This is a genomic window from Limnothrix sp. CMB-01 (genome assembly GCF_055193175.1).
Map to the genome: position 1 here is coordinate 2,713,310 of NZ_CM143720.1, position 23,237 is coordinate 2,736,546.

At 53.3% G+C, this 23,237-nt stretch carries 24 protein-coding genes and 1 pseudogene; 16 read left to right on the top strand and 9 right to left on the bottom strand.

Annotated elements, in window-relative coordinates:
- Positions 1 to 85 precede the first annotated feature (85 nt).
- Both ACZA91_RS11305 and ACZA91_RS11310 read right to left on the bottom strand, forming a co-directional pair.
- The gene (locus ACZA91_RS11305) at positions 86 to 1,927 is read right to left on the bottom strand and encodes an SUMF1/EgtB/PvdO family nonheme iron enzyme (RefSeq protein ID WP_463182368.1); all 1,842 of its coding nucleotides are present in this window, start codon (positions 1,925 to 1,927) and stop codon (positions 86 to 88) included.
- A gap of 43 nt (positions 1,928 to 1,970) precedes the next feature.
- Positions 1,971 to 2,444 carry a Pepco domain-containing protein gene (locus ACZA91_RS11310; RefSeq protein WP_463182369.1) on the bottom strand — a complete coding sequence of 158 codons (474 nt, stop codon included), beginning with the start codon at positions 2,442 to 2,444 and terminating at the stop codon, positions 1,971 to 1,973.
- Between the two features lie 87 nt (positions 2,445 to 2,531).
- On the opposite strand from ACZA91_RS11310, the gene ACZA91_RS11315 reads away from it, so the two are divergent.
- Both ACZA91_RS11315 and ACZA91_RS11320 read left to right on the top strand, forming a co-directional pair.
- Positions 2,532 to 3,311, top strand: coding sequence for a Uma2 family endonuclease (locus ACZA91_RS11315; protein WP_463182370.1), 780 nt, complete (start codon positions 2,532 to 2,534; stop codon positions 3,309 to 3,311).
- Positions 3,312 to 3,402: 91 nt separating this feature from the next.
- Positions 3,403 to 3,960, top strand: coding sequence for a hypothetical protein (locus ACZA91_RS11320; RefSeq protein ID WP_463182371.1), 558 nt, complete (start codon positions 3,403 to 3,405; stop codon positions 3,958 to 3,960).
- A gap of 135 nt (positions 3,961 to 4,095) precedes the next feature.
- Here the strand turns inward: ACZA91_RS11320 and gshA are convergent, their stop codons facing one another.
- Positions 4,096 to 5,250: a glutamate--cysteine ligase gene (gshA, locus tag ACZA91_RS11325; protein WP_463182372.1), complete on the bottom strand. Its 1,155-nt coding sequence runs from the start codon at positions 5,248 to 5,250 to the stop codon at positions 4,096 to 4,098.
- A 267-nt stretch (positions 5,251 to 5,517) separates the two neighbouring features.
- Complete coding sequence (locus ACZA91_RS11330) at positions 5,518 to 6,435, bottom strand: histone deacetylase family protein (protein ID WP_463182373.1); 918 nt, start codon at positions 6,433 to 6,435, stop codon at positions 5,518 to 5,520.
- 371 nt (positions 6,436 to 6,806) lie between these two features.
- Between ACZA91_RS11330 and ACZA91_RS11335 the strand changes: the two genes are divergently transcribed.
- The 5 genes from ACZA91_RS11335 (at position 6,807) to rph (ending at position 10,530) form a co-directional block, all read left to right on the top strand.
- Positions 6,807 to 7,325, top strand: a complete 519-nt coding sequence (locus tag ACZA91_RS11335) for a hypothetical protein (protein WP_463182374.1) — start codon at positions 6,807 to 6,809, stop codon at positions 7,323 to 7,325.
- Positions 7,326 to 7,364: 39 nt separating this feature from the next.
- Positions 7,365 to 7,904, top strand: coding sequence for a TolB family protein (locus tag ACZA91_RS11340; protein WP_099533666.1), 540 nt, complete (start codon positions 7,365 to 7,367; stop codon positions 7,902 to 7,904).
- Positions 7,905 to 8,288: 384 nt separating this feature from the next.
- Complete coding sequence (locus ACZA91_RS11345) at positions 8,289 to 8,537, top strand: MbtH family protein (RefSeq protein ID WP_190354594.1); 249 nt, start codon at positions 8,289 to 8,291, stop codon at positions 8,535 to 8,537.
- 142 nt (positions 8,538 to 8,679) lie between these two features.
- Positions 8,680 to 9,774, top strand: coding sequence for a peptide chain release factor 1 (gene prfA / locus ACZA91_RS11350; RefSeq protein WP_099533664.1), 1,095 nt, complete (start codon positions 8,680 to 8,682; stop codon positions 9,772 to 9,774).
- A 27-nt stretch (positions 9,775 to 9,801) separates the two neighbouring features.
- On the top strand, positions 9,802 to 10,530 hold the full coding sequence (gene rph / locus ACZA91_RS11355) for a ribonuclease PH (protein WP_463182375.1): 729 nt from the start codon (positions 9,802 to 9,804) through the stop codon (positions 10,528 to 10,530).
- A gap of 12 nt (positions 10,531 to 10,542) precedes the next feature.
- Here rph and ACZA91_RS11360 read toward each other — a convergent pair whose 3' ends face one another.
- Together ACZA91_RS11360 and ACZA91_RS11365 are read right to left on the bottom strand one after the other, a co-directional pair.
- On the bottom strand, positions 10,543 to 10,899 hold the full coding sequence (locus ACZA91_RS11360) for a XisI protein (RefSeq protein WP_099533661.1): 357 nt from the start codon (positions 10,897 to 10,899) through the stop codon (positions 10,543 to 10,545).
- Between the two features lie 61 nt (positions 10,900 to 10,960).
- A complete protein-coding gene (locus tag ACZA91_RS11365) occupies positions 10,961 to 11,296 on the bottom strand; it encodes a XisI protein (protein WP_099533659.1) in 336 nt (111 codons plus the stop codon).
- A 181-nt stretch (positions 11,297 to 11,477) separates the two neighbouring features.
- On the opposite strand from ACZA91_RS11365, the gene surE reads away from it, so the two are divergent.
- Complete coding sequence (gene surE / locus ACZA91_RS11370; protein WP_463182376.1) at positions 11,478 to 12,170, top strand: 5'/3'-nucleotidase SurE; 693 nt, start codon at positions 11,478 to 11,480, stop codon at positions 12,168 to 12,170.
- A 60-nt stretch (positions 12,171 to 12,230) separates the two neighbouring features.
- Positions 12,231 to 12,347: pseudogene (locus ACZA91_RS11375) on the top strand (Uma2 family endonuclease); the annotation flags it as partial.
- Between the two features lie 52 nt (positions 12,348 to 12,399).
- Here ACZA91_RS11375 and ACZA91_RS11380 read toward each other — a convergent pair.
- On the bottom strand, positions 12,400 to 12,726 hold the full coding sequence (locus tag ACZA91_RS11380; protein ID WP_190354588.1) for a DUF1825 family protein: 327 nt from the start codon (positions 12,724 to 12,726) through the stop codon (positions 12,400 to 12,402).
- Positions 12,727 to 13,180: 454 nt separating this feature from the next.
- Here ACZA91_RS11380 and ACZA91_RS11385 point away from each other — a divergent pair, with 454 nt between their 5' ends.
- From ACZA91_RS11385 to nfi, 3 genes are all read left to right on the top strand, one after another.
- The gene (locus tag ACZA91_RS11385) at positions 13,181 to 13,585 is read left to right on the top strand and encodes an NINE protein (RefSeq protein ID WP_099533653.1); all 405 of its coding nucleotides are present in this window, start codon (positions 13,181 to 13,183) and stop codon (positions 13,583 to 13,585) included.
- Positions 13,586 to 13,867: 282 nt separating this feature from the next.
- The gene (locus tag ACZA91_RS11390; protein ID WP_463182377.1) at positions 13,868 to 14,377 is read left to right on the top strand and encodes a ComEA family DNA-binding protein; all 510 of its coding nucleotides are present in this window, start codon (positions 13,868 to 13,870) and stop codon (positions 14,375 to 14,377) included.
- Between the two features lie 84 nt (positions 14,378 to 14,461).
- A complete protein-coding gene (gene nfi / locus ACZA91_RS11395) occupies positions 14,462 to 15,157 on the top strand; it encodes a deoxyribonuclease V (protein ID WP_463182378.1) in 696 nt (231 codons plus the stop codon).
- Between the two features lie 177 nt (positions 15,158 to 15,334).
- On the opposite strand, the gene ACZA91_RS11400 is transcribed toward nfi, so the two are convergent.
- Entirely contained in the window at positions 15,335 to 16,531 is a 1,197-nt protein-coding gene (locus tag ACZA91_RS11400) for a glycosyltransferase family 2 protein (RefSeq protein ID WP_463182379.1), read from the bottom strand.
- 228 nt (positions 16,532 to 16,759) lie between these two features.
- Between ACZA91_RS11400 and ACZA91_RS11405 the strand changes: the two genes are divergently transcribed.
- A complete protein-coding gene (locus ACZA91_RS11405) occupies positions 16,760 to 18,538 on the top strand; it encodes a helicase HerA domain-containing protein (RefSeq protein WP_463182380.1) in 1,779 nt (592 codons plus the stop codon).
- 103 nt (positions 18,539 to 18,641) lie between these two features.
- On the opposite strand, the gene ACZA91_RS11410 is transcribed toward ACZA91_RS11405, so the two are convergent.
- Positions 18,642 to 18,782, bottom strand: coding sequence for a hypothetical protein (locus ACZA91_RS11410; protein ID WP_463182381.1), 141 nt, complete (start codon positions 18,780 to 18,782; stop codon positions 18,642 to 18,644).
- A gap of 897 nt (positions 18,783 to 19,679) precedes the next feature.
- Between ACZA91_RS11410 and ACZA91_RS11415 the strand changes: the two genes are divergently transcribed.
- From ACZA91_RS11415 to moeB, 3 genes are all read left to right on the top strand, one after another.
- Positions 19,680 to 20,672, top strand: a complete 993-nt coding sequence (locus ACZA91_RS11415; protein WP_463182382.1) for an RNA polymerase sigma factor, RpoD/SigA family — start codon at positions 19,680 to 19,682, stop codon at positions 20,670 to 20,672.
- 381 nt (positions 20,673 to 21,053) lie between these two features.
- A complete protein-coding gene (locus ACZA91_RS11420; protein ID WP_463182383.1) occupies positions 21,054 to 21,623 on the top strand; it encodes a M67 family metallopeptidase in 570 nt (189 codons plus the stop codon).
- A 175-nt stretch (positions 21,624 to 21,798) separates the two neighbouring features.
- Positions 21,799 to 22,962, top strand: a complete 1,164-nt coding sequence (moeB, locus tag ACZA91_RS11425) for a molybdopterin-synthase adenylyltransferase MoeB (protein WP_099533643.1) — start codon at positions 21,799 to 21,801, stop codon at positions 22,960 to 22,962.
- Positions 22,963 to 23,237 lie beyond the last annotated feature (275 nt).

Consider the following 23,237-nt stretch of genomic DNA (forward strand, 5'->3'; position numbering starts at 1 on the left):
CCCGTGAAAAAAATCGATCGCGCAGAGCGCGGGGGAAAGCAGAAGGGAAAAGAGGGAAAAAGCGTAGAAGGGAAAAGAGTCCTGGCTAGGACAAAACCGCAACCCGAAACCCAACGTAGCTGTTGATGGTGTCGCCCAAATTGTCAGCCCTCCTCGTGCTGCGATCCGCAGAACGGCCAACAATCGGACCGTCGTTCCAAGAGCCGCCGCGTCGGAGCTTGTGTTGGCTATTGTCAACATCAGTCAAATTCTGGAAAGTCCTATTGTCTATTTGTCCGCCTTCTCGAAATTCCCTTATGAATATATATTTATCCTTTGAATTGTTAAACCATGGACGACCATCGACCGGCGCATTTTGATAGTTCCCATGCCAATCATCCAGACACCATTCCCACACATTCCCGTGCATCTCCTGCAAGCCAAAATTATTGGCCGGGAAACGACCGACCGGCGTGGTTCCAACATCGGAGGCTTGGCCATAGCGCGCTAAATCGTGGCTCAGGTTATCACCGAAATGAAACCGCGTCGTTGTGCCCGCGCGGCAAGCATATTCCCACTCGGCTTCGCTGGGCAGTCGGTAGCGTCGCCCCGTCCGCTGCCAGAGCCGCGCACAGAACTCCATCGCTTCAAACCAGTTCACCTGCTCCACCGGACGCTCATCGCCCTTGAAGCTGGCTGGGTCAGGGTCAAGATCCCGGCAAACCTTGGGCCAGGCCGCCACAGCCCGCCACTGAGCCTGCGTCACCGGAAAGCGCCCCATGTAGAACGCTGGCACATCCACCCAATGCTGCGGCTGCTCGCTTGGACCAGAACCATACTCCGACTCGGGTGCTCCCATCAGAAATCGCCCCGCCGGAATCGGCAGCAGTTCCAGCGTCACCCCGCCGCCCAACTCCTCCACGATCGCCTGGGGTTTTGCTGGCTCCGTTCTCACCGGCTCCACGGGTTCAACGACTGGCTCAACCCGCTTCGGACTAGCAGGCACAACAACCGGCGACGGCGCAACTCCTTTCTGTTTCTCTTTGATTCGGGTGATCGCATCAATAAATTTGCTCGTGAGCTTGCCCTGAGACGCAATGTTGATCCGTCGCCACAGTTGATCCGCCAGTTGCAAGTTGCCCTCGACAAATTCCGCTTGCAGGGCATCAGCCTCCAGCACTGCCCAGTCTCCCGGCTCCGATTGGCGCGGAAACAAAATCAGGTGCGACTTGCGGATCGGCTCCACCACCGTGTGCGGCGTTTGGCGACGGTTCGGCCCCACCAACTGCGGTACGCGGTGTTCCAAATAGCGATCCAAACTCGCCACCGTCGCATAGCCCCGCTGACTGCGAAACGCCTCCAACAGCGCGTGGGTAAACGCTCCGTGCTGCAATTCTTCTAACTCATAGGACGACTCATAGCGACTGCAAGAGGCAATGCTGACCACGCCCTTGATCCGCCCCTGGTTCGCCGTGTCCTCGCCAACGCCCGCCACCCCCTTGGCCCCCGTCGATCGCCCCTCATCCCGACAGGCATCCAACAACAGCACCACATTGTCCGCGCCACATTGCCGCAACTGCTCCACCACGTAGGACACGCGGATGCCCGTTTCGGCCACGCTCCTCGGCGAGGCTTCCATAGGCATCAGATAATCGCGCCCTTCCGCGTCCAGCATTCCGTGGCCGCTGAAGAAAAACCAAAAATTGTCGCCCGCCTTCAGACTGCGGTTGGCGGCAATTTGGCCCAACAGTTCAATCACATTGGCCCGGGTCGGTTGCCGCAGCCGATCGCCCTGCTGCGAGTCAAACAACTGCACAAATTCAAAGCCGATCGACCGCCAAAACGCCGCCATTTCCTGGGCATCGCGTTCGGCATATTTCAACGACGGCAACCGATCGTACTGGTTCACCCCGATCGCGATCGCCCAGTTCCGCCCCTCAGCGCTCATCTATTCCAGGTTGGCTCATTGCTTTCACGTCACCATAGCCGGTTTAGCCCTTCAACTTCAATTCGATCGCGATCGTCCCCGTCACACCGCCCTTAGCCCCCACCGCTTGGATGCCGATCGACCCCTCTGCCGAGATCCCCAACTGAAGCTGCACCTTCTCGATCGCCAGGGTTTGCAAATCCGCCTGGGCGATCGCCCGTTGCACCAGGGTTTCAAACAATTTGATCTGTTGGGCCAACTGGCGCGCCGACACGTCCACCATCTTGGCGCTCACCCGATTGATCGTCTGGTCGATCTGGTCACGTATTTGACGATTTTGGGTTTCCTGCTGTTCGTCGGGAAAATAGCTCAGATTCCCCATAAAGTCCGAAATCACTCCTTTACGACCGGGTTCAGGATCAGGCGTTGTGAGATCCACCGATGGGGCGATCGACTCATCCACCAACAGCACCAGCGACACCAGATCTTCAGAATTTTCAGACGAAGCGGATAAATTTTCAGGGCGATCGGGGGTCATGATAATCCCTCCCATGGGAGTGACGAATTTCAGGCAACCATTTGCCAAGATAGAACCATTAGGCCGCAATACCAGGAGCGCCGCGCCATGCTGCCCTTGTCTGTGGAATTATCGGCAGAACTACTAGATTCCCTGCCCCCCGTTGACGAGTTGCCCGACTCCGACGATACGCCCCTGGATGATGAAGATCACCATTTCAATATTGTCCTGCTGTTGTTCTTGCTGGAATACATCTGGCGACAGCGGGAAGATTGGTTTTTCTCGGGGGACATGGGTATCTATCACACCACGGGTTCTAATCCGCGAGTGCCGGCGATTCCCGATGCCTTTTTGAGCATTGGGGTCGAGCGCCGTAGAGACGGGAAATCGCGCCGTAGCTATATCACCTGGAAGGAAAACAACATCCCGCCCATTTTGACCCTGGAGATGGTATCCCACACACCGGGTGGAGAATACGACAGCAAAATGGCGATCTACGCCGGGTTGGGCGTGTTGTATTACGTGATTTATAACCCCGAGTTTTGGCAGCGGGATGGTCACGACCCCTTTGAGGTTTACAAACTCATTGATGGAGCCTATCAACGGCAAAGTGGTGAACCTTGCTGGATGCCGGAAATTGGCTTGGGAATTGGGCGCGATCGGCTGGTGGATGACCCATTCGATCGGGAAGTTCTCACCTGGTACGACGCGCGGGGCCAACGCTATCGCAGTGAAGCGGAGGTGGAGCGCGATCGGGCCGCCGCCGAACGCCAACGGGCCGCAACCGAGGCCCAGCGAGCTGACGAGGCCCAGCAACGAGCCGATCGCTTGGCGGCGCGGCTGCGGGAGTTGGGTATTGATCCGGAGGCGGGGGAAGCCGTTGATTAGCCCAAGAGGCGTGAATTTTCTTAAGGGATGGGAAATTCGCGGGGGCAACTGGCTAGACTGAGCGAGAACGGTTTTGAGAGCCAGGGGCACCATGAGTGCGTTTGATTTTCAGCGATCGGGCGATCGCCCCCCCAGATTCAGCAAAGCGCCCAAGCCTCGGGAGTTGGGGTGGTCGGTGTTGGCTCCCTTGGATGATCGCGATCAGCACCCCTGTCCCATTTGTCGCCACGGACAAATTCAGCCGATGCCGATGATGGAGGATGCCTGGGCCTGCGATTTTTGTCGGCATCTGTTCACGCTGGATGTGCAATCTCGGATTTTGCGGGTGGAGGACAGCACCCAGCCCTTGCAGTGGCGTTGGTTGGGGCGATCGTGGCAACCGGTGCGCTACAGCAATGAAGCGCTCACACCGACCATTTGGCTGCTGGCTGTGATTTTGGCGATCGGGCCGGTGGGGTTGATTGGTTTGTCGCAATACCTCTTTCCCCCTTTGCCCAGCTCCCGATCGGTGGGATTTGGCCAAGGGTGGTTAATTTCAGCGGCGATCGGGCATTTCATTTTGGCCGCCTGGTTGGTGCTGGAACATTACCAGTGGCCGCTCTATGTGTCGTTGAAGTTGCGCTGGCAAGATTGGCGATCGAACCGCTGATTGTCCTGATTAATCATCCCAATTTGACTCAATTGGACTTGATCTAAGTTGATCTGAATCATGCGGATCGAATCGGCGCGATCGGCTGAAGCGCAATCCATGGGCGCGATTAACCAGGCTGGCCTCACCCGCGACCTAGGCCACCAATGAACCTTGACAGGTTTGGTCTGCCAATTCCCGTTCCCACTGCTGGGCCTCTTGAATCGCCTGGGCTACCACCGCTTGGCAACTGTGGCCCGTTTCCACCTGTTGGAGCCACTGCTGGGCGGCATTGCCTTCCCGCAAAATGCGCTGCAAGGGTGACAGGAAGCAGCTAAACCCGCGCTCTTTGGCGATCGGGCGTAATTCTGCATAGAGTTGGGCGATCCAATCCCTGGCCTTGATGGTGCGGCCATCCTGCCAATGGCGTAGGGACGCATCCAAGCTGTGGCGAGCGACGGCCATTTCGTTGGCCAGAGTCAACGACAATAAATCGTCATTGCGGGTGGCGGCCGGCAACAGGCTCGCAGTGAGTGGATCTAAGCTGGGATCGTCCATCAGTTGGCACAGCCGAGCCTCCAGTAGGGCCGTGATCGCCAGCAGGGCCAATGGGTCAATCACCGGGTCACAAATCCGCATTTCCAATCGATTCAGGTTATAGGGTCGGCAATCGCCGTTGGGCCGCACGGAACTCCAGAGGTGGCGGACATTTTGCATGGTTCCCAGTTCTAATTGCTCCTCCGTCCAGCGAATGAAGTGCGCGTGGCTTTCAAACAGGGGCACTCGATCGGGCGTTTGGGGAAACAGATGCCAGCGGGTGGAATGGAATCCGGTTGGTTCGCCATCCAAGAAAGGAGAGGAAGCACTCAGGGCCAGGTAAAGCGGCGCTTCCACCCGCACCAGCCGACAGGCCCGCATCAACAGTTCTGGATCGGCAATGCCAATGTTGATGTGAACGCTGGCGGTGACGACTTTGGTTCCGTAGGTGCGTTCAATGTAGGCGTGGTAAGGGTTGGCCGGGTCAGATCGGTAGAAGCGATCGCTCCCGCCGAGGGCTAATGTGCCGCCGGGCACTAGGGTGTAGGGGCCCAGGGTTTTCAGGTATTGGCGCAGGCGCAACCGAGGAACGAGCAAATCGCACAGCAACCGCTCATAGCTGCACAGGGGAGCGGTGGTGTATTCCACGTTGCGGCTGTCGGGTTCGCGCACAAAGCCATCGAGGTTGGCGGTAATTCGATCGGACAGGCCCACAATTTGCCCATCGTGGGTTCCGGTATAGATTTCAATTTCAAAGCCTTTGGACAGCATCATAGGGAGTTGTGAAGCAATTGTGCGCGTCGGTCTGCTCTGCCAGCCCGATTTCTATTGTCGCCTGCGGCGTGATCGCCCGATGGCTGTTCTGTCGTTGCTGGGATTTTTTGGGTCTTGAAAGGGGCGATCGCCCGGCGGCCGTTCTGTCGGGTTCTGGCCTGGTTTTGTTGGATCTAGTTTTTGTTGGATCTGGTTTTGCCTGGCCGGTGGATGATATCTTGCGCGATCGCCCTTGCTGAGCATCAGTGGCCCAGAAACCGTAGCAGCTCAGAGGCCGTAGCACTGGGCGACCTGAGCCGCTGCTCGGTGGATGAGGGCATGGCGATCGACCAGGGCCGCCAAATCATCGCAGTAGCCGCCGCCGATCGTGCAGGCCACGGGATAGCCCGTCGCTACACAGGTGGTCAGCACCTGCATATCCCGCCGAAATAAACCAGAATCGGTGAGGGCGAGCTTGCCCAGCCGATCGCCTCCGTGGGGATCCACCCCTGCATCGTAAATCACCAGATCGGGCCGCACTTGGGCGAGCAAATCTGGCAGGAAGCGATCGAGCGTTTGTAAATAGTCATCATCTTCCATGCCCTCTGGCAATGCCACATCCAAATCGCTGGCCTGTTTGCGGGCGGGAAAATTTGCCTCGCAATGCATGGAAAAGGTGAAGACCTGCGGTTCGTTGCGAAAAATCCAGGCGGTTCCATCACCTTGATGCACATCTAAGTCCACAATCAAAACCCGATCGACCAAGCCTTCGGCCTGCAAAACCCTGGTGGCGATCGCCAAATCATTAAAGATGCAAAACCCGGAGCCAAAATCGGGGAAGGCGTGGTGCGTGCCGCCCGCCAAATTGCAAGCCAGCCCATGGCGCAGGGCCAGCCGAGCCGTCAGCACCGTGCCACCAGCCGCCACGCAGGTGCGATTGGCCAAGGCTGGCGACCAGGGCAACCCGATTCGGCGCTGGGCTTTTGGATCCAAAGTACCTTGGCAATAGGCTTCCACATAGGCGCGATCGTGCACCAGCTCAATCCAGTCCTGGGGCGGCCGATCGGGTTGGTGAAACTGTTCTGGGGTTGCCGTGCCATCGCTGCGTAACCGGTCATAGAGCCTTGCAAACTTTTGCATCGGGAACCGGTGGCCGGGTGGCAACGGCGCGACATAATCGGGGTGATAAACTAGCGGCACATTCATCGCAATCTTGGCTCCGCAATTTTGGCTCCTGGGGCCGACCTGCGGTGGGTCGCCGGTTCATCGCTGGTTCAAGTTGGGTTAACAAGCCTGGGATGGCGGGGCGATCAACCCGGTTCCCATCCCGGGGCTATGGGGCTAATCAACGGTTGATTGCTCCGGTTGATGATTCCCCCATGATTGTCCCCAAACGTCTTCCTAGGGTAACGCTCTCGCCTTCGTTGTGCGATTTGGGCGATTCGGGTGATTTGGCGATTTGGGTAATCTGGGCGATCGCCCCCCAACGATTTAATGAACTGAAACTAATGAATTGAAAATAATTGAAAGATTAATTGTTCAATTAGTTCATGGGATTTTGAAACGGGATTTTGTCCGTGCAACCTTTCAGTGCAACTTGGCTTTACAGCAGCAACGATCCGGAGAATGCTGCTTATTTTGAAACGATCCGCCAATGGTGGGTGAGCTTGGCAGGCAAGTCCGTGACCTGGCGACAGCGCTTGCTCGATCGCGCCACGGATCCCCAGACCCTCGATTGGGATGCGGAGCGCTTCGACGATGAATTCACCATCCAAGGGCCAGAAGTGCGAGGCATCACGTTCTATTACAAAAAGCTGGGCAGCGACTTGGAACGCAACAGCACGCCCCAATCCTTAAAGCTGTCAGCCAATGGGCAATATCTCTACATCTATCCCCAATCTCAAAATGATGTGGTGATTCGGGTGGGGCAGCCGGAAGCTCGCTTGGAAACGATCGCCCTCAACAATCCCACCGCCACGGTCAAAACCGGTGGTGGTCAATGCATTCTCACGTTGATCGATCGCCCAGCGGGCCAAGCTGTGGAAGTGACGCTGAATGCAGAATCCCTGCTGGCCCTCAAAAAGCTGTTGCCCTAGATCTTGTGCCGAGATCTTGACCAGCGAGGGGCCCGTGCCATGAGCCAATGCCGTCGAGGGCGATCGCCCCTGCAACAGCTTTGGATCGCCAGTTGGGCGATCGGGTTGGTGGGTTGCGCCAGTGGTCGCACCCTCAGTTTCCCTTTCGATGCGGCCGGAGCCAACCCCAACAGCCTCAACAGCGCCTTTTCGGAAACCAGCCCGGCCGTGGCGGGGCGCTTCTTGGTGTTTGTGTCCGATCGTCGGGGCAGCCAGGATGTGTTGCTCTATGACCTCCAGGAACGACGGGCGATCGAGCTGCCAGAGCTAAACGCCTTTGACACGATCGCCGCCAGCCCCAGCATTTCTAGCGATGGCCGTTGGATTGCCTTTTCTGCCAGTCGCCAAGGCCGCACCGACATTTACCTGTACGATCGCACCACTAACCAGCTCCGCAACCTGACCCAAGCCCTGCAACTGGAAACCCGCAACCCGCAACTGAGCGCCGACGGCAGCCGCATCGCCTTTGAAATTGAACGGAGTGGCCAGTGGGATATCGCAATTTACACCCGCGATGGCCAGCCCATTAATATTCCCTAACTAATTTCCTCTCCCCTAATCTCCTAATAGTCAGCCCATTAATATTCCCTCACTGGTTTTCTGTGTCCTGATTTTCTGATCGCGCAGTCTTACCCTTGACTAAAACCAAGCTTCGATGATTGGTTTTTATGAATTCTGACAATGGGCAATTTCTTCTGATTTAAAGAATTTCGTATCTTGTTTTTATGATTTAAAGTCTCCAATTGACTTTTCTGGACTAAAAAGATGAATTGATTAGTTCTTGGGTTAAGGATTTTTACAAGAAATTTTAATCTCTATCAAAAATATAAAGCTAATATTTTGATTGCTCCATGAACTGACGAGCAAACTTATAACTGAAATAGTACTGACGAGTTATATAGTTCCTTTATTTCATTCGGAGAAATGGCAATGACGAATGAAAACCAAAGAATTTATAAGGTGGTGGTTAACCATGAGCCGCAGTATTCCATCTGGCCTGTGGATCGAGGAAATCCCTGGGGATGGCGGGATGCAGGCAAAGAGGGGCCGAAGAGTGAATGCCTGAAATATATTCAAGAAGTTGAGTGTGCGGCCATTGGGTATGCAGTCATTTTTGATTCGCCATGTGGCGGTGCCATTCCGTGGCGGGGTTGGCCAGTCGATCTGGTCTGATCGAGAGGTGGCAAGCCTCTGATCTGTCCTAGCTCCGTATTTTTGCGGTATTGGCTAAATCGGCGGTCGGGGGACGATCGTTGATAGCATGGTGGTAGTATTTTGCTCCCTTCATTCGATTTCACGATCGCCCTGCGACCCGATGGCTGAACAATATTTGCTCGATAAGCTGCAATCCGTTGAGCAAACCTTTAATGAGTTAACCCGCCGCCTTGCGGATCCTGATGTGGCCACGGATCCGACGGAATTTCAGCGCGTGGCCAAGGCGCGATCGTCCTTGGAAGAAACGGTGGCGACCTATGACGCATGGAAAACGGCCGTCAGCGACCTGGAAGGGGCCCGCGAAATCCTGAAGGAGTCGGGCGATGACCCGGAGTTGCGGGAAATGGCGCAACTGGAAGTTGAAGAGCTGAACGATCGGGTCGCCCAGTTGGAATATCAACTGAAAATTTTGCTGTTGCCCCGCGACCCCAATGATGACAAAAACATCATGTTGGAAATTCGGGCCGGCACGGGTGGCGATGAAGCCTGTATTTGGGCGGGCGATTTGCTGCGGATGTATTCCCGCTATGCCACCACTCAGGGTTGGAAGGTGGCGTTGGCGAGCGAGTCGCTGTCGGAGGCGGGCGGCTTTAAGGAAGTGATCCTGGAAGTGCAGGGCGATCGGGTTTACAGCAAGCTGAAATATGAAGCGGGTGTTCACCGGGTGCAGCGCGTGCCGGCCACGGAAGCGGGCGGCCGGGTACATACTTCCACCGCCACGGTGGCGATTATGCCGGAGGTGGATGAAGTGGAAGTTCACATCGACCCGAAGGACATTGAGCTAACCACGGCGCGATCGGGCGGGGCTGGTGGCCAAAACGTGAACAAGGTGGAAACCGCCGCCGACCTGTACCACAAACCGACGGGCATTCGGGTTTTTTGTACGGAGGAGCGATCGCAGCTCAAGAACAAGGAGCGGGCGATGCAAATTCTGCGGGCCAAGCTCTACGAAATGAAGATGCGAGAACAACAGGAGGCGGTGACTTCTGCCCGGCGATCGCAGGTGGGGAGCGGTTCCCGATCGGAAAAAATTCGCACCTATAACTACAAAGACAATCGCGTGACCGATCACCGTTTGGGCCAAAACTTCACCCTCACGGCGGCCCTCGAAGGTGACATTGACGAGATGATTCAGTCTTGCATCACCCAAGATCAACAGGCCCAATTGGAAGAACTGGCAGCCCAGGTTGGTTAACGTTATCCGTTGTTTGCACCCCTAACCATGTCCTGGCAACGTCCCGACGGTCGATCGCCCGACCAGCTCCGCCCCGTTCAGTTTCAGCGAAATTTCACCAAATATTCTGCTGGGTCTGTGTTGGCCTGTTGTGGTGACACGCAGGTGATTTGCACCGTGTCTGTGCAGTCCGGTGTGCCGCGCTGGCTGGCTGATTCGGGTCAGGGCTGGCTGACGGCAGAATATCGGATGATGCCCGGGGCCACACCCGATCGGCAGTCGCGAGAAACCTTCAAGCTGTCCGGGCGCACCCAGGAAATTCAACGGCTAATTGGCCGGAGTTTGCGGGCGGCGGTGGATTTGCGGGGCTTGGGGGAGCGTACCCTGACGATCGATGCGGATGTGTTGCAGGCCGACGCGGGCACACGCACCACGGCGATCACGGGTTGCTATGTGGCGCTGGTGGATGCGTTGCAATCGCTGGTGGCCGCTGGGGAGTTGACAACGTTGCCGATCGCCTCGCCAGTCGCTGCTGTTTCCGTGGGGTTGATTGAGGGGGCCGCCTATCTGGATTTGAACTACCCGGAAGACGTGGCCGCCGATGTGGACTTCAACGTTGTGATGAACGGCGAGGGTAATTTAATTGAAGTGCAGGGGACGGCGGAATCGGGCAGCTATAGCCGATCGCAACTGAATGCACTGCTGGATTTAGCCGAAAAAGGCATCGGTGAATTGATGGCGGCCCAAGCGGCTGCTCTGACCGACTCAAATGGTTAGAAATCGCAGTTTTTAGGCGATCGCATAGCCTGAAAAACGGCGGAAATGAGGTGGATGAAACCCAATCACAATATCTTCTTTGGGAATACCTCGTTCAACCAAATTTTGAGCAATATCCAGTTCGGTATTGTTGACCTGAATCCAGATTTTTCCTTGCTTTAGGTCAAGGTGCATTGAGCAACCATAAATTCTTTGTTTGTTGTACCAGCCGATCGCCAAAACCTGGTAATGGTCATGCTCGCTGTCGAATAAGGTTTGAACTTCAATATCACCATAGGATGGTTTGTAAGCTGCATAATCTGTCAGAAGCTGCTTAATGACAGCTCGATAGGCTTGCAGTTTTTCTGTTTCCGAATTCAAGGCTGTCATCGGGTAATTAACCTCACTCAAAATGATTGAGATTCCATGGCAAATTACTTAAAAACCAGAATTAATTAACAGCAAATCCGTTATATTGACGCATAAATGGTGAGTGATACGCCAATACAATATCTGTTTTGGGAATGCCTTTTTCTAGGAGTTCATTGGCCACGCCTACTTCTGTTCCATCATATTGAATCCAAATCTTTTCCCCCTTGAGATCGATATGAATTAGAACGCCATAGACTCGTTGTTTTTGAAGCCACCCTGACCGCATAACTTGATAGTGATCACGTTCATGGTCAAATATGGCTGCCATTTCAATCTCGCCATAGGCTGGCTGAATTTGGCTGTGCTCAAGCAAAATTTCTTGAATGACTTGGCGATATTGATTTAGTTTTTCCATGACAGCCACTCTCTCATCTTTAGCATTTTAGATCCTCCAACACTGTCGTTAATGATCGTCCGGTGGTGGGGGCAAGGGGTTTAAACCCCTTGTCTGTTGATGGTGTCGCGGGGCGTGGGTGGATGCTGTGGCTGGCTGGTCAGTGGAACAATAGAAACCTGTTCGCGATCGCTGAGGACTTATGGCGCAGGTTTTGGTGCTGACGAATGATGACGGGTACGATGCGCCGGGGATTGCCGCGCTCGATCGCGCCGTTACGGAATTGCAGTTGGGTTCAGTGCGGTGGGTTGCGCCCGCAGCGGAACAGTCGGGCTGTGGCCACCAGATTACTAACCATCGGGTGCTGGCGGTGCAGGAGCGCGATCGCGGGTTCTCCGTGGCGGGCACACCGGCTGACTGTGTGCGGTTGGCCGTCAGTGAGCTGGTTCCCGAAGTGGGCCTGGTGCTGTCAGGAATCAACGCGGGCGGCAACTTGGGCACGGATGTCTATAACTCGGGTACGGTGGCGGCTGCTCGGGAAGCAACGCTGCAAGGCCGACGGGCGATCGCCCTGTCGCACTGGATCCGACGGCCCTTGGAAATCGATTGGGACTGGGCAGCTCAACAAGCAGCGCGGGTGTTGCCCCTGTTGCTCGATCGCCCCTGGGAACCGGACAGTTTTTGGAATGTGAATTTCCCGCACCTTGACCCCGGCGCTCCCGATCCCGAAATCGTGTTTTGTGAGCTGTCTCGTGACCCGGTTCCACCGATCTACCGGCGTACAGAGGAGGGCTATCAGTACAACGGCATCTATGGGGGTCGTCCCTACAAACCCGGAACCGATGTGGCCATTTGCTTTGGTGGCGCGATCGCTGTTACGCAGTTGCGAGTTTAGGGAGCCGATCGCGGGCGATCGCTAGAATTGAATCAGTTTGTCTCCCTCGTAAGGCTGGTTATGGTGCTTGCTGTCTCCCGCGATCGGGCCCTGTCGCTGGCTGAGTTTCTCGCATTGCCTGAAACTCAACCGGCCAGCGAATACATCAACAGCCAGGCTCATCAGAAGCCAATGCCACTTTGAATTGAAATGGCTCAGGCAATCCATTGAAAATTAATAGGAAAACGACCTAATTTTTGGATGCTTCTAATTCTGCTTTCATGCGCTCCAAGGTGACGTGCATCTGATCAAACATCATTTGAGGAGTCATCCCAAATTGCGAGAGGTGGGTTTTCAGTTGCTCCACCTGCATTTTGGCCATGAAATCATCTGACAATTCAAATCGCTTCATGAAAATTCGATAGCGATCGAGCACGGTTTCCATCTGTTCGATGTAAAGTCGCTTCCCTTCGCGATCGAACTTGCCGTAGTCACCCCCAAGCTGCACTAGGGATTGATAAGTGCCAAAAATTTCCTTGGCTTCCTGTTGGACAATTTCAGAATCAAAAATGCTCATGTTTTATGCCTGGGTCATTGTTAACACCCATTTGTCTTTGATCTTAGCCGATTCTCCTCTGAGGCAAAACGCCCACCCAGTCGGGAGATCCGAACTTGAACGATCGGACTTTGCGCAGAGAAATTAGGGCAATGAACAGGGGGCGATCGATGGCTGGTTTGCTCGGTCTGCGGTTCAATGGGTGTTCAATGGGTGTAACCGATGTTGCTTTGGCGCGCGCCGCCCCTCGACCCGCCAATTTGCCAACTATCATGAACAATGGGCGCAACATCGCTGCCACCAACTCAGCCAAGGGAGTTCCAGACCGGTGCTGAGTCCCCAGAGTGACCGAAGCTTGGCAACGGTCAACGCTCTATTGTTCGCCTGTTTTTCCTTGCTTTTTCTATGTTTCGTTGCTGAATCCGTTGTCTAACGAGTAACTTCCATTGCCAGCCAGTTAACTGAGGAGAGAACCATGACGGAAGTGGCAGGAACCTTAACCCGACCACGCAAGCGAACGATGGCCGTGGCCCTGGCCCTCACCTGTTTTGTGGTTCCCTTTGCATCGGGGTTGCACAAGTTCTATTTGCGGCAACGATGGTGGGGCGTGGCTTATTTTCTGTTTTTTTGGACAATGATTCCGCAAATTGCCAGTGCGATCGAGGCAATTTGGTATCTTTCCCAAGACCAAGAAGAGTTCGACCGCAACTTTAATAAAGAGCTACCGGCCGCCCAACGAACTGTCACGGTTACTGTGCAACCGGAGCGGGTAAATGCGGTGGGGGATGCCCTGCGAGAATTGGATCGACTTCGCCAAGAGGGATTAATTTCTGAGGCAGAGTTTGAACAAAAGCGCCGTCTGCTACTCGACCAAATTTAGATTGGCTGTCATCAATCTAAGTTTGAAAGATTAAAAGATTTGACCTTGGTTACTGGGCGAACCATGACCTGATCTCAACTTTTGAGCACTGATTCAGATCTTGATCTAAGTTAGATCAAAATCTAGTAGCCACTCAAGTTTGGCTTGACTGAAATCCAATTAGCTAGAAGTTTCCAGTTAGTTAAATCATCATAGTTTTTGTTGACTTTTGTGTCTCAGTTCTCTTCTCAAAATCCACTATTCAGTTGGCTTCAAGCTCCCTTTCAGCCTGCGAACCCGGCTTTGAAAGCAGCTCGCAGCAAAATTGCGCGTGATCCATTTTGTCGGCTCAATTCTGCGTTGGAAGTGGCGGTGGCGGCCGAAATGGGCATTGCAATTGATGCTAATCGCGCCAGCATTGATGATTGGTTACGATTGCCAGGGTTATCGATTCGGCAAGCCACCTTGCTGACTCAATTGAGTGCGAGTGGAGTGGTGTTTTATGGATTAGAAGATTTGGCTGCTGCTTTAGGGGTAACGGTGGCGCAGTTGGAGCCTTGGACACCGGTTTTACGGTTTTATTTTTACGATCCGGAGGCGGCTTCTTTTCAACGAACCTTGGATGCTAATCACACCACGGTTGATGAACTGGAGCGGCTGCCGGGGGTCGATCGCGCCTTAGCAGAAAGAATGATTCGCGATCGCCAAGAGCGGGGTGCTTTCCGCAGTTTAATTGATTTAAAACGCCGCTTGAATTTATCTGGTGAGCTGCTTGGAGAATTAATGCACTATTTGCGATTCCCAACGTCTTAGATGATACGCATTGCAGGAAATTTAATAAAAATGTTATTGATATCAAATCTTTAAAAGAAAAATGTAACAGATGAGATTGATGAAATGAACTTAATTGATGATTGGCCAAAAACGACGGAAGCCGCCAAAAAAATTCAAAATCAACTGCGCGATCGAGTGATCTTGCAGGATCAATTTTCTGCCCCAAAATTGATTGGGGGAGCTGATGTGGGATTTGAAGAAAATGGCGCGATCGCCCGTGCAGCCGTTGTGGTTTTGAGCTTTCCTGGCTTGGAGCGACTCGAATTTGCGATCGCTCGAATTCCCACTCCTTTTCCCTATGTGCCGGGATTTTTATCCTTTCGAGAAGTGCCAGTGATTTTGCAAGCTTTTGATCAGCTTCAGCAAAAACCAGATCTGATTTTATGTGATGGTCAAGGCTATGCTCACCCGCGCCGGTTTGGGTTAGCTTGCCACTTGGGATTGTTGTTGAACCTGCCAACCATTGGTGTGGCAAAATCCCACTTGATTGGAACCCACGAGCCGCTAGATTTGGCGAAGGGAAGTTGGCAACCTTTGATCGATTGCGAAGAAACCATTGGTGCAATTGTTCGATCGCGCCACAATTGTCGGCCGCTTTATGTTTCCTCGGGGCATCGAGTGAGTTTGCCCACGGCGATCGAGTTGGTTTTGAATTGCACCCCGCGCTACAGACTGCCAGAAACTACCCGCTGGGCCGACGCGATCGCCTCTCAACGGGGGGCTTTCAAGAATCCTGAGCCTGGTAAGGTCAACCCATAGCTCAGCAATGGTCAATCAACCCTGATTCGATCCTGATTCAAGATATTGCTGCGATGCCAATCTGTTGCTTAGGTGTTGTTTTAGGCGCTTTTTGCAGTGATGGACTGGCGATGAACGCAAGGGGCTTGCTTAGCGCTTTTTGAATTTCTGAGTCTAAACTTCAAACTAAACTTCAAACTAAATCTCGAATTTCAGCTCTCGCAAAGTTTGGCGAATTCGCTCCGCTTCCGGTGACTGCTGTTGATCATATAATTCAACGGCTGTCTTGAAGGCTTTCAGACTTTCGGGCACATTGCCACCTTTCAAGAAAGCTGCGCCTAAATTTTGGTGAAATTCGGGCTTCGCCGGATCGAGTTCAATAGCTTTTTGATAATGCTCGATCGCCTCCAAAGTACGGTTCATTGCTCGCAGGTTTGAACCTAAATTGTAATGGGCGATCGCAAAGTTGGGATCAATGATCACTGCTTGACGATAGCTCTCATAGGCCGCCTGTAGGTTTCCTTTTTGGCGGTAAAGATTACCTAAATTGATCAAAGAACCTAATTTCAAAATTGGCAGAACTGGTTGGCGCAAAGCCGCACGATAGTGGGCTTGGGCTAAATCGAGGTTCTGTTGTTGATTATAAAAAATTGCCAAATGATAGTGTAGCTCATATAAAACTTCGGTCATTTTTTCTTGTTCTGCCCGCTTGAGACCGGTTTTTAAGAGTACGATCCCTTGTTCTGGTTCTCCTAAGTCGATGAGCAGGGCCCCCAACTTGCTACAGACGTAGGGATCCTCTGGATTTGCTTTCCAAAAAACTTCCATGGCAGCCTTAGCCCGATCGGCTTTGGAAGCGCTGGCGATGCGATCGAGCCGATAACCATCATGATCGATGGCCGGCATTGAAAGAGACACAATTTTCCAGTGGGATTCCTGTTGCAAAAGCCTCACCACACTGTCATCAATAATGGCGTGGTAGGGGCGATCGAACTGAATTTCAGGATGCCGCCGAAACAAGCGCGAGACCAAAGAATAGGGAGATTGCACTGCGCCCAATTCTCGACGCACCAAATTCACCACTAAATGCTCTGGATAGCTAACCGCTTCGCGAATCGGTTCGATCGCTTCCGGCAGCAACCACTCATCCGCATCCAACACCAACACCCAATCGCTCTCGATTTGGGCCAAAGCTGCGTTTCGAGCGGCCGCAAAATCATTGCACCAATCGAAAAAAGCCACCCGCGCCCCATGCGATCGGGCCCGCTCAACGGTGTCATCGGTGGAACCCGTATCTAACACTAAAATTTCATCCACACAGTTGCGCACACTGTTGAGGCAGCGATCGATCTGATGGGCTTCATTTTTGACAATGAGCGATAAACAGATACTCATGGCCGAAACACCGAGTGTAAATCTGAAGGGTAGATAATGCCGTTAAAATAACGAGATGATCGTTTGATCTTCGTCAATCTGAGCGCTGATCTGATGCTGATCTGATATTGATCGATTCCGGCTTGAACCAGATCTTAATCAGTCCTTAAATTGCGGTTTGTGCGCAATTCCCAATCACAACCTCCCGCTTTCATACTGGCTAAATCGTTTCCTAAATTGTCTCATCCTATGCCCCAAGACGTTCCACTCGGCTCAGTCATTCAAGGTTCCCTTAGCGAAGGGCTGGAGGTGCGGCTCCATGCCGATGTTTCCGTGGAAGAGATGCGAGTGGGCAAATTTTTGGTGGTGCGGGGGCGGCGATCGCACTTTTTTTGCATGTTAACCGATGTGGCTTTGGGAACCTCCAGCCAACGAATTACGATCGATCCGCCCCATCCCGATGATGATTTTTTGCGCGATGTGCTGGCCGGCAGTGGTACGTTTGGGACGATCGAACTCGCTCCCATGCTGATGTTTGTGCCCCAGGCAGAGATGGACTGGGAAAACCTGCCTTTACCCGATCGCTTGGCTCCAGAACCTGCCCGATCGACCCGCAAAAACGGCAAAGCCAAGGACAAAAACGGCAACCAAGCATCCAGTAATTTAGCCTCCTTTGCTGCTAACCGCGATGCCAATTTGGAATTGTTACCCGTGAAAACCATTCCTAGTCACTTTTCGCAGGTCTATGAAGCGAGCGATCGGGACTTTCGGATCGTGTTTGGTTGGGAAGACGATCCCCAGCGACGCAATTTTGCGATTGGAATGCCGATCGATACCGATGTGCCCGTTTGCATTGACCTCGATCGATTCGTGGAGCGCAGTAACGGCGTTTTTGGGAAATCGGGAACCGGGAAATCATTCCTCACCCGTCTGCTGTTGGCGGGCACAATTCGCAAGCAAGTGGCGGTGAACTTAATCTTTGATATGCATTCGGAATATGGCTGGGAAGCCATGCGCGAAGGCAAAGGAATCAACACCGTCAAAGGGTTGCGACAACTTTTCCCGGGGCAAGTGGAAATTTACACCCTGGATGCGGAATCCACCAAGCGCCGAGGCGTGCGCGATGCCCGAGAACTCTACATCAGCTATGACCAAATTGATGTGGAAGATTTGATGCTGGTGAGTGCGGAACTGAATCTTTCCGAAGCCAGCGTTGAAAATGCAATTATTTTGCAAAATGAATTTGGTAAATCTTGGATTTCACGGCTCCTCAGCATGACCAATGAGGAAATTCAGGATTTTTGCGAAACCAAAATGGGCAGCAAATCTTCGATCATGGCGCTGCAACGAAAGTTGAATCGTCTTGATCAAATCAAATATATGAGAAATGCTGGCTCGGATTATATCAAGCAAATTTTGGACTCCCTGGAAGCTGGAAAACACGTCATTATCGAATTCGGTTCCCAATCAAACATGCTGGCTTATATGCTAGCCACCAATATTATTTCTCGTCGGATTCATGGCATTTACGTGCGCAAAGCCGAGCGCTTTTTGCAAACCAAGGATCCCAACGACAAGCCCCGCCAATTGATGATCACGATTGAGGAAGCACACCGCTTCCTGGATCCCGCCACCGCCAAGCAAACTATTTTCGGCACGATCGCCCGTGAAATGCGGAAATATTTTGTCACCTTGCTGGTGGTTGATCAGCGTCCCTCGGGGATTGATAACGAGGTCATGTCGCAAATTGGGACTAGAATTACAGCCCTGTTGAATGACGAAAAAGATATTGAAGCTATCTTTACCGGCGTGGCAGGAGGACAAAGCCTGCGATCGGTTTTGGCCAAGCTGGATTCCAAGCAACAGGCCCTAGTTTTGGGCCATGCCGTGCCCATGCCTGTAGTGGTTAGAACTCGTCCCTATGATGAGAAGTTCTACGCAGAAATTGGCGACACTTTTTGGGAAGAACTGCCCGATGAAATCGCGATCGCGGAAGGGGACAAAGCCAAGGCTGATTTGGGATTTTAAAACGTGCTCATGGAACGTTGAGGGGTTGGGTTATGGGGCAGGCGATTGATCGGGCGATCGCCCGCAGGATCTTGAGCACCTGAAACTTGATTGCCCAAAATCCCTACAACAGCCGTGATTTTTCCTCAACCCCCAAGCGACCAGTTATGGCAATGTCCATGGCTACGGCTACGGCGATCAGGGGCGATCGCGCGGGCCCGCAAAGCTTAACAGTGGTGTGACAAAAACTTCGTATGACTGCCATGGCAATGTCGCACCCGCTGGCTATACCTAGACCATGATGCTGATCCTCGGAAGCGGCTGAAGGGGTTTCCAAAACCCCAACCCAGCGCACCAACCAAGCGCAGGGCGGGATACCAATCTTTCAGGTTCGGTTATTGCTCCCCAGTCTGTCGTACCCAATTCCAACTTTTGCGATCACTATGGAAAAAGAGTCGCGCTCAGAAACCTGAAAAAGCCTGATTCTTCATTCAAGTTTGTGGAGTGAATAACAGCCCAATTTCAGTGCTTCGGTATTTGTTTCGACCCTTAACGTTACCGATCGAGCTGAGATCTTGCTTCCGGGAGATTCACCAATGAACTTCAAGGAAACTGAATGCCCATAACTCCCTTTGTGATCACACTCCAATCCTTCTTGAATGGCTGATTTCCAGTGCATTTCTGGCTGATTCTGAACTGGTTTTGATGGATTCTGGCTGATTTTCGGTTAAGTTTTGATGGATTTCCGGTTGATTTCTGGTTGGTTGCTGAATTTTCAGTTGTGACCGAATTTGACTAACTGAGTTTTGGCTGACTTTGGTTGCGTTTTTCGTTGTTTTGCGAAATTGTCGCCTAATGGCTCGCCGTAACTCTGCTGGGAACTGTTGCCCAAGGTTAATTTAATGAACTTTTTGCAATCCAAGACCGTCTAATTCTTTGTCCCTTTGAGTGTTGCCAGGTGGGTTTTGGCCGCTCTTGGTTTGTGGACTCTTGACCTTTGGATCTTCAGTGTAGATCCGAATTTGGAATTTGTGGGACTCGTTTCCCAGGGCGTTTTTTGAAACAGACTTGCTCATCAATGAACGCCGATAACGCTGACGAATAACGCCGACCCGCAAGCTCTTGTGCTCGCGTCTTTGTGATTGAAAATAGGATGCTGACCATGCCGACCGCTATGATTCGCCCCCAAACGCAGCGATCCAAGTCGCGAGAAGGTGACAGTGCCGATTTGGTTCGCGCCTATTTGCACGAAATTGGCCGAGTTCCGTTGCTGACTGATGAACAGGAAATTATTCTGGGCAAACAAGTTCAGCAAATGATGCGGCTCTTGGACATCCAAGAGAAGCTGATGGGCGAGTTGGATCGATCGCCCACGGAGCACGAATGGGCCGCCGCCGCCCAGCTTTCGGTGGAAGATCTGCGCCAGCAGTTGCGGGTGGGCGATCGGGCAAAGAAAAAAATGATTGAAGCCAACCTGCGTCTTGTGGTTTCGATCGCCAAGAAATACCAAAAACGCAACCTAGAACTCTTAGACCTGATCCAAGAAGGCAGCTTGGGTTTGGAGCGCGGGGTGGAAAAGTTTGACCCCATGATGGGCTACAAATTTTCAACCTATGCCTACTGGTGGATTCGCCAAGCGATCACGCGGGCGATCGCCCAACAATCACGCGCCATTCGCCTGCCGATTCACATCACCGAAAAGCTGAATAAGGTGAAGCGGGTGCAGCGGGAGTTAACCCAAAAACTGGGTCGATCGCCCAAGCTCTCGGAAGTGGCGGCCGAGCTGGAATTGGAACCGGCCCAAGTGCGGGAATTCATGCTGATTTCGCGGCAACCGGTTTCCCTGGAGTTGCGAGTGGGCGACAACCAAGACACGGAACTTCAGGACTTGCTGGAAGATGAAGGCGATCTGCCGGAAGATTACGCCAGCCGCGAGGCCCTGCGCTTGGATTTGCAAGCCCTGTTGGCGGAGCTGACTCCTCAACAGCGGGATGTGATTACCCTGCGTTTTGGTCTCGAAGATGGTCGGGAACTGTCTTTGGCCAAGGTGGGCGATCGACTCAACATCAGCCGTGAGCGGGTGCGTCAGTTGGAACACCAAGCCCTGAAGCAACTGCGCCGTCGCACCGATGTGCGGGAATATTTGGCGAGCTAACGGCCGCCTTAATCCGCCTGCAACAAACCGATTGCGACCGACTGATTTCAACAAACGAATTGCAACAAAAAGCGGCGTTCCCGATCGGGTCGCCGCTTTCCAGTTCTAGTTGCGTCGTTTTAGTGCATCCGAGGAAACGGAAAATCTGTCGTGAGGCAAGCCGCGTCTCCCAAAACGCGATTGCATCAGGAATTCAATCTTCGCAGTGTGGTATCCGGTCGGATTTGCTTCGACCTGATTGTAGCTGAAGATACGAAAAATTTTGTAACATTTTTTTGCAAAATCTGGCAAAGATTCTGTAAAGAATTTGCAAAATCTCAAAATACCTGCTGCATTCCTCGCGCCTCCCAAAGCACCGGTAACGGCGATAGCTTTTGCAAGATGACTCTCCAACTCTCCCGATCGCTCCTGGAGCAACTGTGTCGAGCAGCGGAAGCGGCTTTGCCCTATGAATGTTGCGGCCTGTTGCTGGGCCGGCAAGTGCGCACCCCAGTTGAATTACCGGTTGAATTACCGATTGAGTCACCAGTCGGCCCAAGGAATCCAGCCCCCGCAGGTTCCATGGGGGAGATCGAGGCGATCGAGGCGATCGTCTATGAGCTGTGGCCCGCCAATAACGATTGGGAGCAACTCACCGATGAACCCTTTCGTACCTTGGATCCGATCCCCGCTGGCGAAACCAGTCCTGAGCGTCGCTATGCGATCGCCCCGGCCACGATGTTGGCGGCCATGCGGGCCGGTCGTGTCCGTAACCTTGATATCATTGGGGTTTATCATTCACACCCGCAACATCCGGCCGTTCCATCCGAGTTCGATCGCGCCTGTGCTTGGCCTGACTACTCGTACCTGATCCTGTCGGTAAAAGGCGATCAAACCGTGGACTGGCAAAGCTGGCGACTCAATCTCGATCGCCAGTTTCAGCCCGAGCCGATCGTTCTTTGTGGATCCTGATTGTTGATCTCAACTGCCCCTGGCGCGCCCGGTTGCTTAGCCACTGCGATTCGTTGATTCCCCCCAAGGCCGATCGCCCCCCAAGGCGATGCCTGGACGGGAAACCCCTCACAGCGATCGAAGGCGCGATCGCCCCCCCGCGATCGGGCATCGAACCCAAACCACCTCGCAACCTATGCTGAATATCGATACCAGCAACACACAACTCCTAAAAGAAGAGTACGAACGCTACTCTCGACACCTCATCCTGCCCGAAGTGGGACTGGAAGGCCAAAAGCGTCTGAAAGCCGCCAGCGTGCTCTGCATTGGCAGTGGCGGTTTGGGTTCGCCCCTGCTGCTCTACCTCGCCGCCGCCGGCATTGGCCGGATTGGCTTGGTGGACTTTGACGTGGTGGACTACTCCAACCTGCAACGCCAAGTCATCCACGGCACATCCTGGGTTGGCAAACCCAAAATCGAATCCGCCAAAAATCGGATCCTCGAAATCAACCCCTACTGCCAAGTGGATTTGTACGAGGCGCGGCTCAGTTCTGAAAACGCCCTCGACATCTTCCGCCCCTACGACATCGTGGTAGACGGAACGGACAACTTCCCCACCCGCTACCTGGTGAACGACGCTTGCGTTCTGCTTGACAAGCCCAACGTTTACGGTTCCATTTTCCGGTTTGAGGGCCAAGCCACCGTCTTTAATTACGAAGGCGGCCCCAACTACCGCGACCTCTATCCCGAACCCCCGCCGCCGGGCATGGTTCCTTCCTGCGCCGAAGGTGGCGTGTTGGGAATCTTGCCGGGGATCATTGGCGTAATCCAAGCCACGGAAACCGTCAAAATCATCTTGGGCAAGGGCACGACCCTGAATGGTCGCCTGTTGCTGTACAACGCCTTGGATATGAAGTTCCGGGAACTGAAGTTGCGGCCCAACCCCGAACGTCCCGTCATTGAAAAGTTGATTGACTATCAACAATTCTGTGGGTTACCGCCCGTGGGCCAAGCCGAAGAAAAACCCGACGTGGCCGAAATGAGCGTCACGGACTTGAAATCGTTGATCGACAGCGGCGAAGACTTCCTGCTGTTGGATGTGCGCAACCCCAACGAGTTTGAAATCGGCCGCATTCCGGGATCGGTGTTGGTGCCGTTGCCAGATATCGAAAGTGGCAGCGGGGTTGGGAAGGTGAAAGACCTGCTCAAGGGCCGCAAGTTGGTGGTTCACTGTAAGATGGGCGGGCGATCGGCCAAGGCCCTCGGGATCCTGCAAAAGTCTGGCATTGACGGCATCAACGTCAAGGGCGGGATCAATGCTTGGAGCCAAGAAGTGGATCCTTCGGTTCCCCAATACTAGTTCTTGATCCCAGCTCAAAATCCCAGCTTGTAGTCCCACTGAGTTGTGCGAATCTGGTTGGCGCAGATCTGGTTGGCGCAAACTTGGTTGGTGAAAATCTGGTTGGTGAAAAGCGGCGGTTAATCTTCATGAAGAGGTCCGCCGCTTTTGCATGGCTCAGTTTCCTGAGATCCTTGGGCAGAGGGCGATCGCCCGTTCCGGGACATGGGGTCGCCTAGACTTTTCAACCCCTTTGGATACAATGGAAATTGAACGGTTCAGTAAAAATTCCTAAC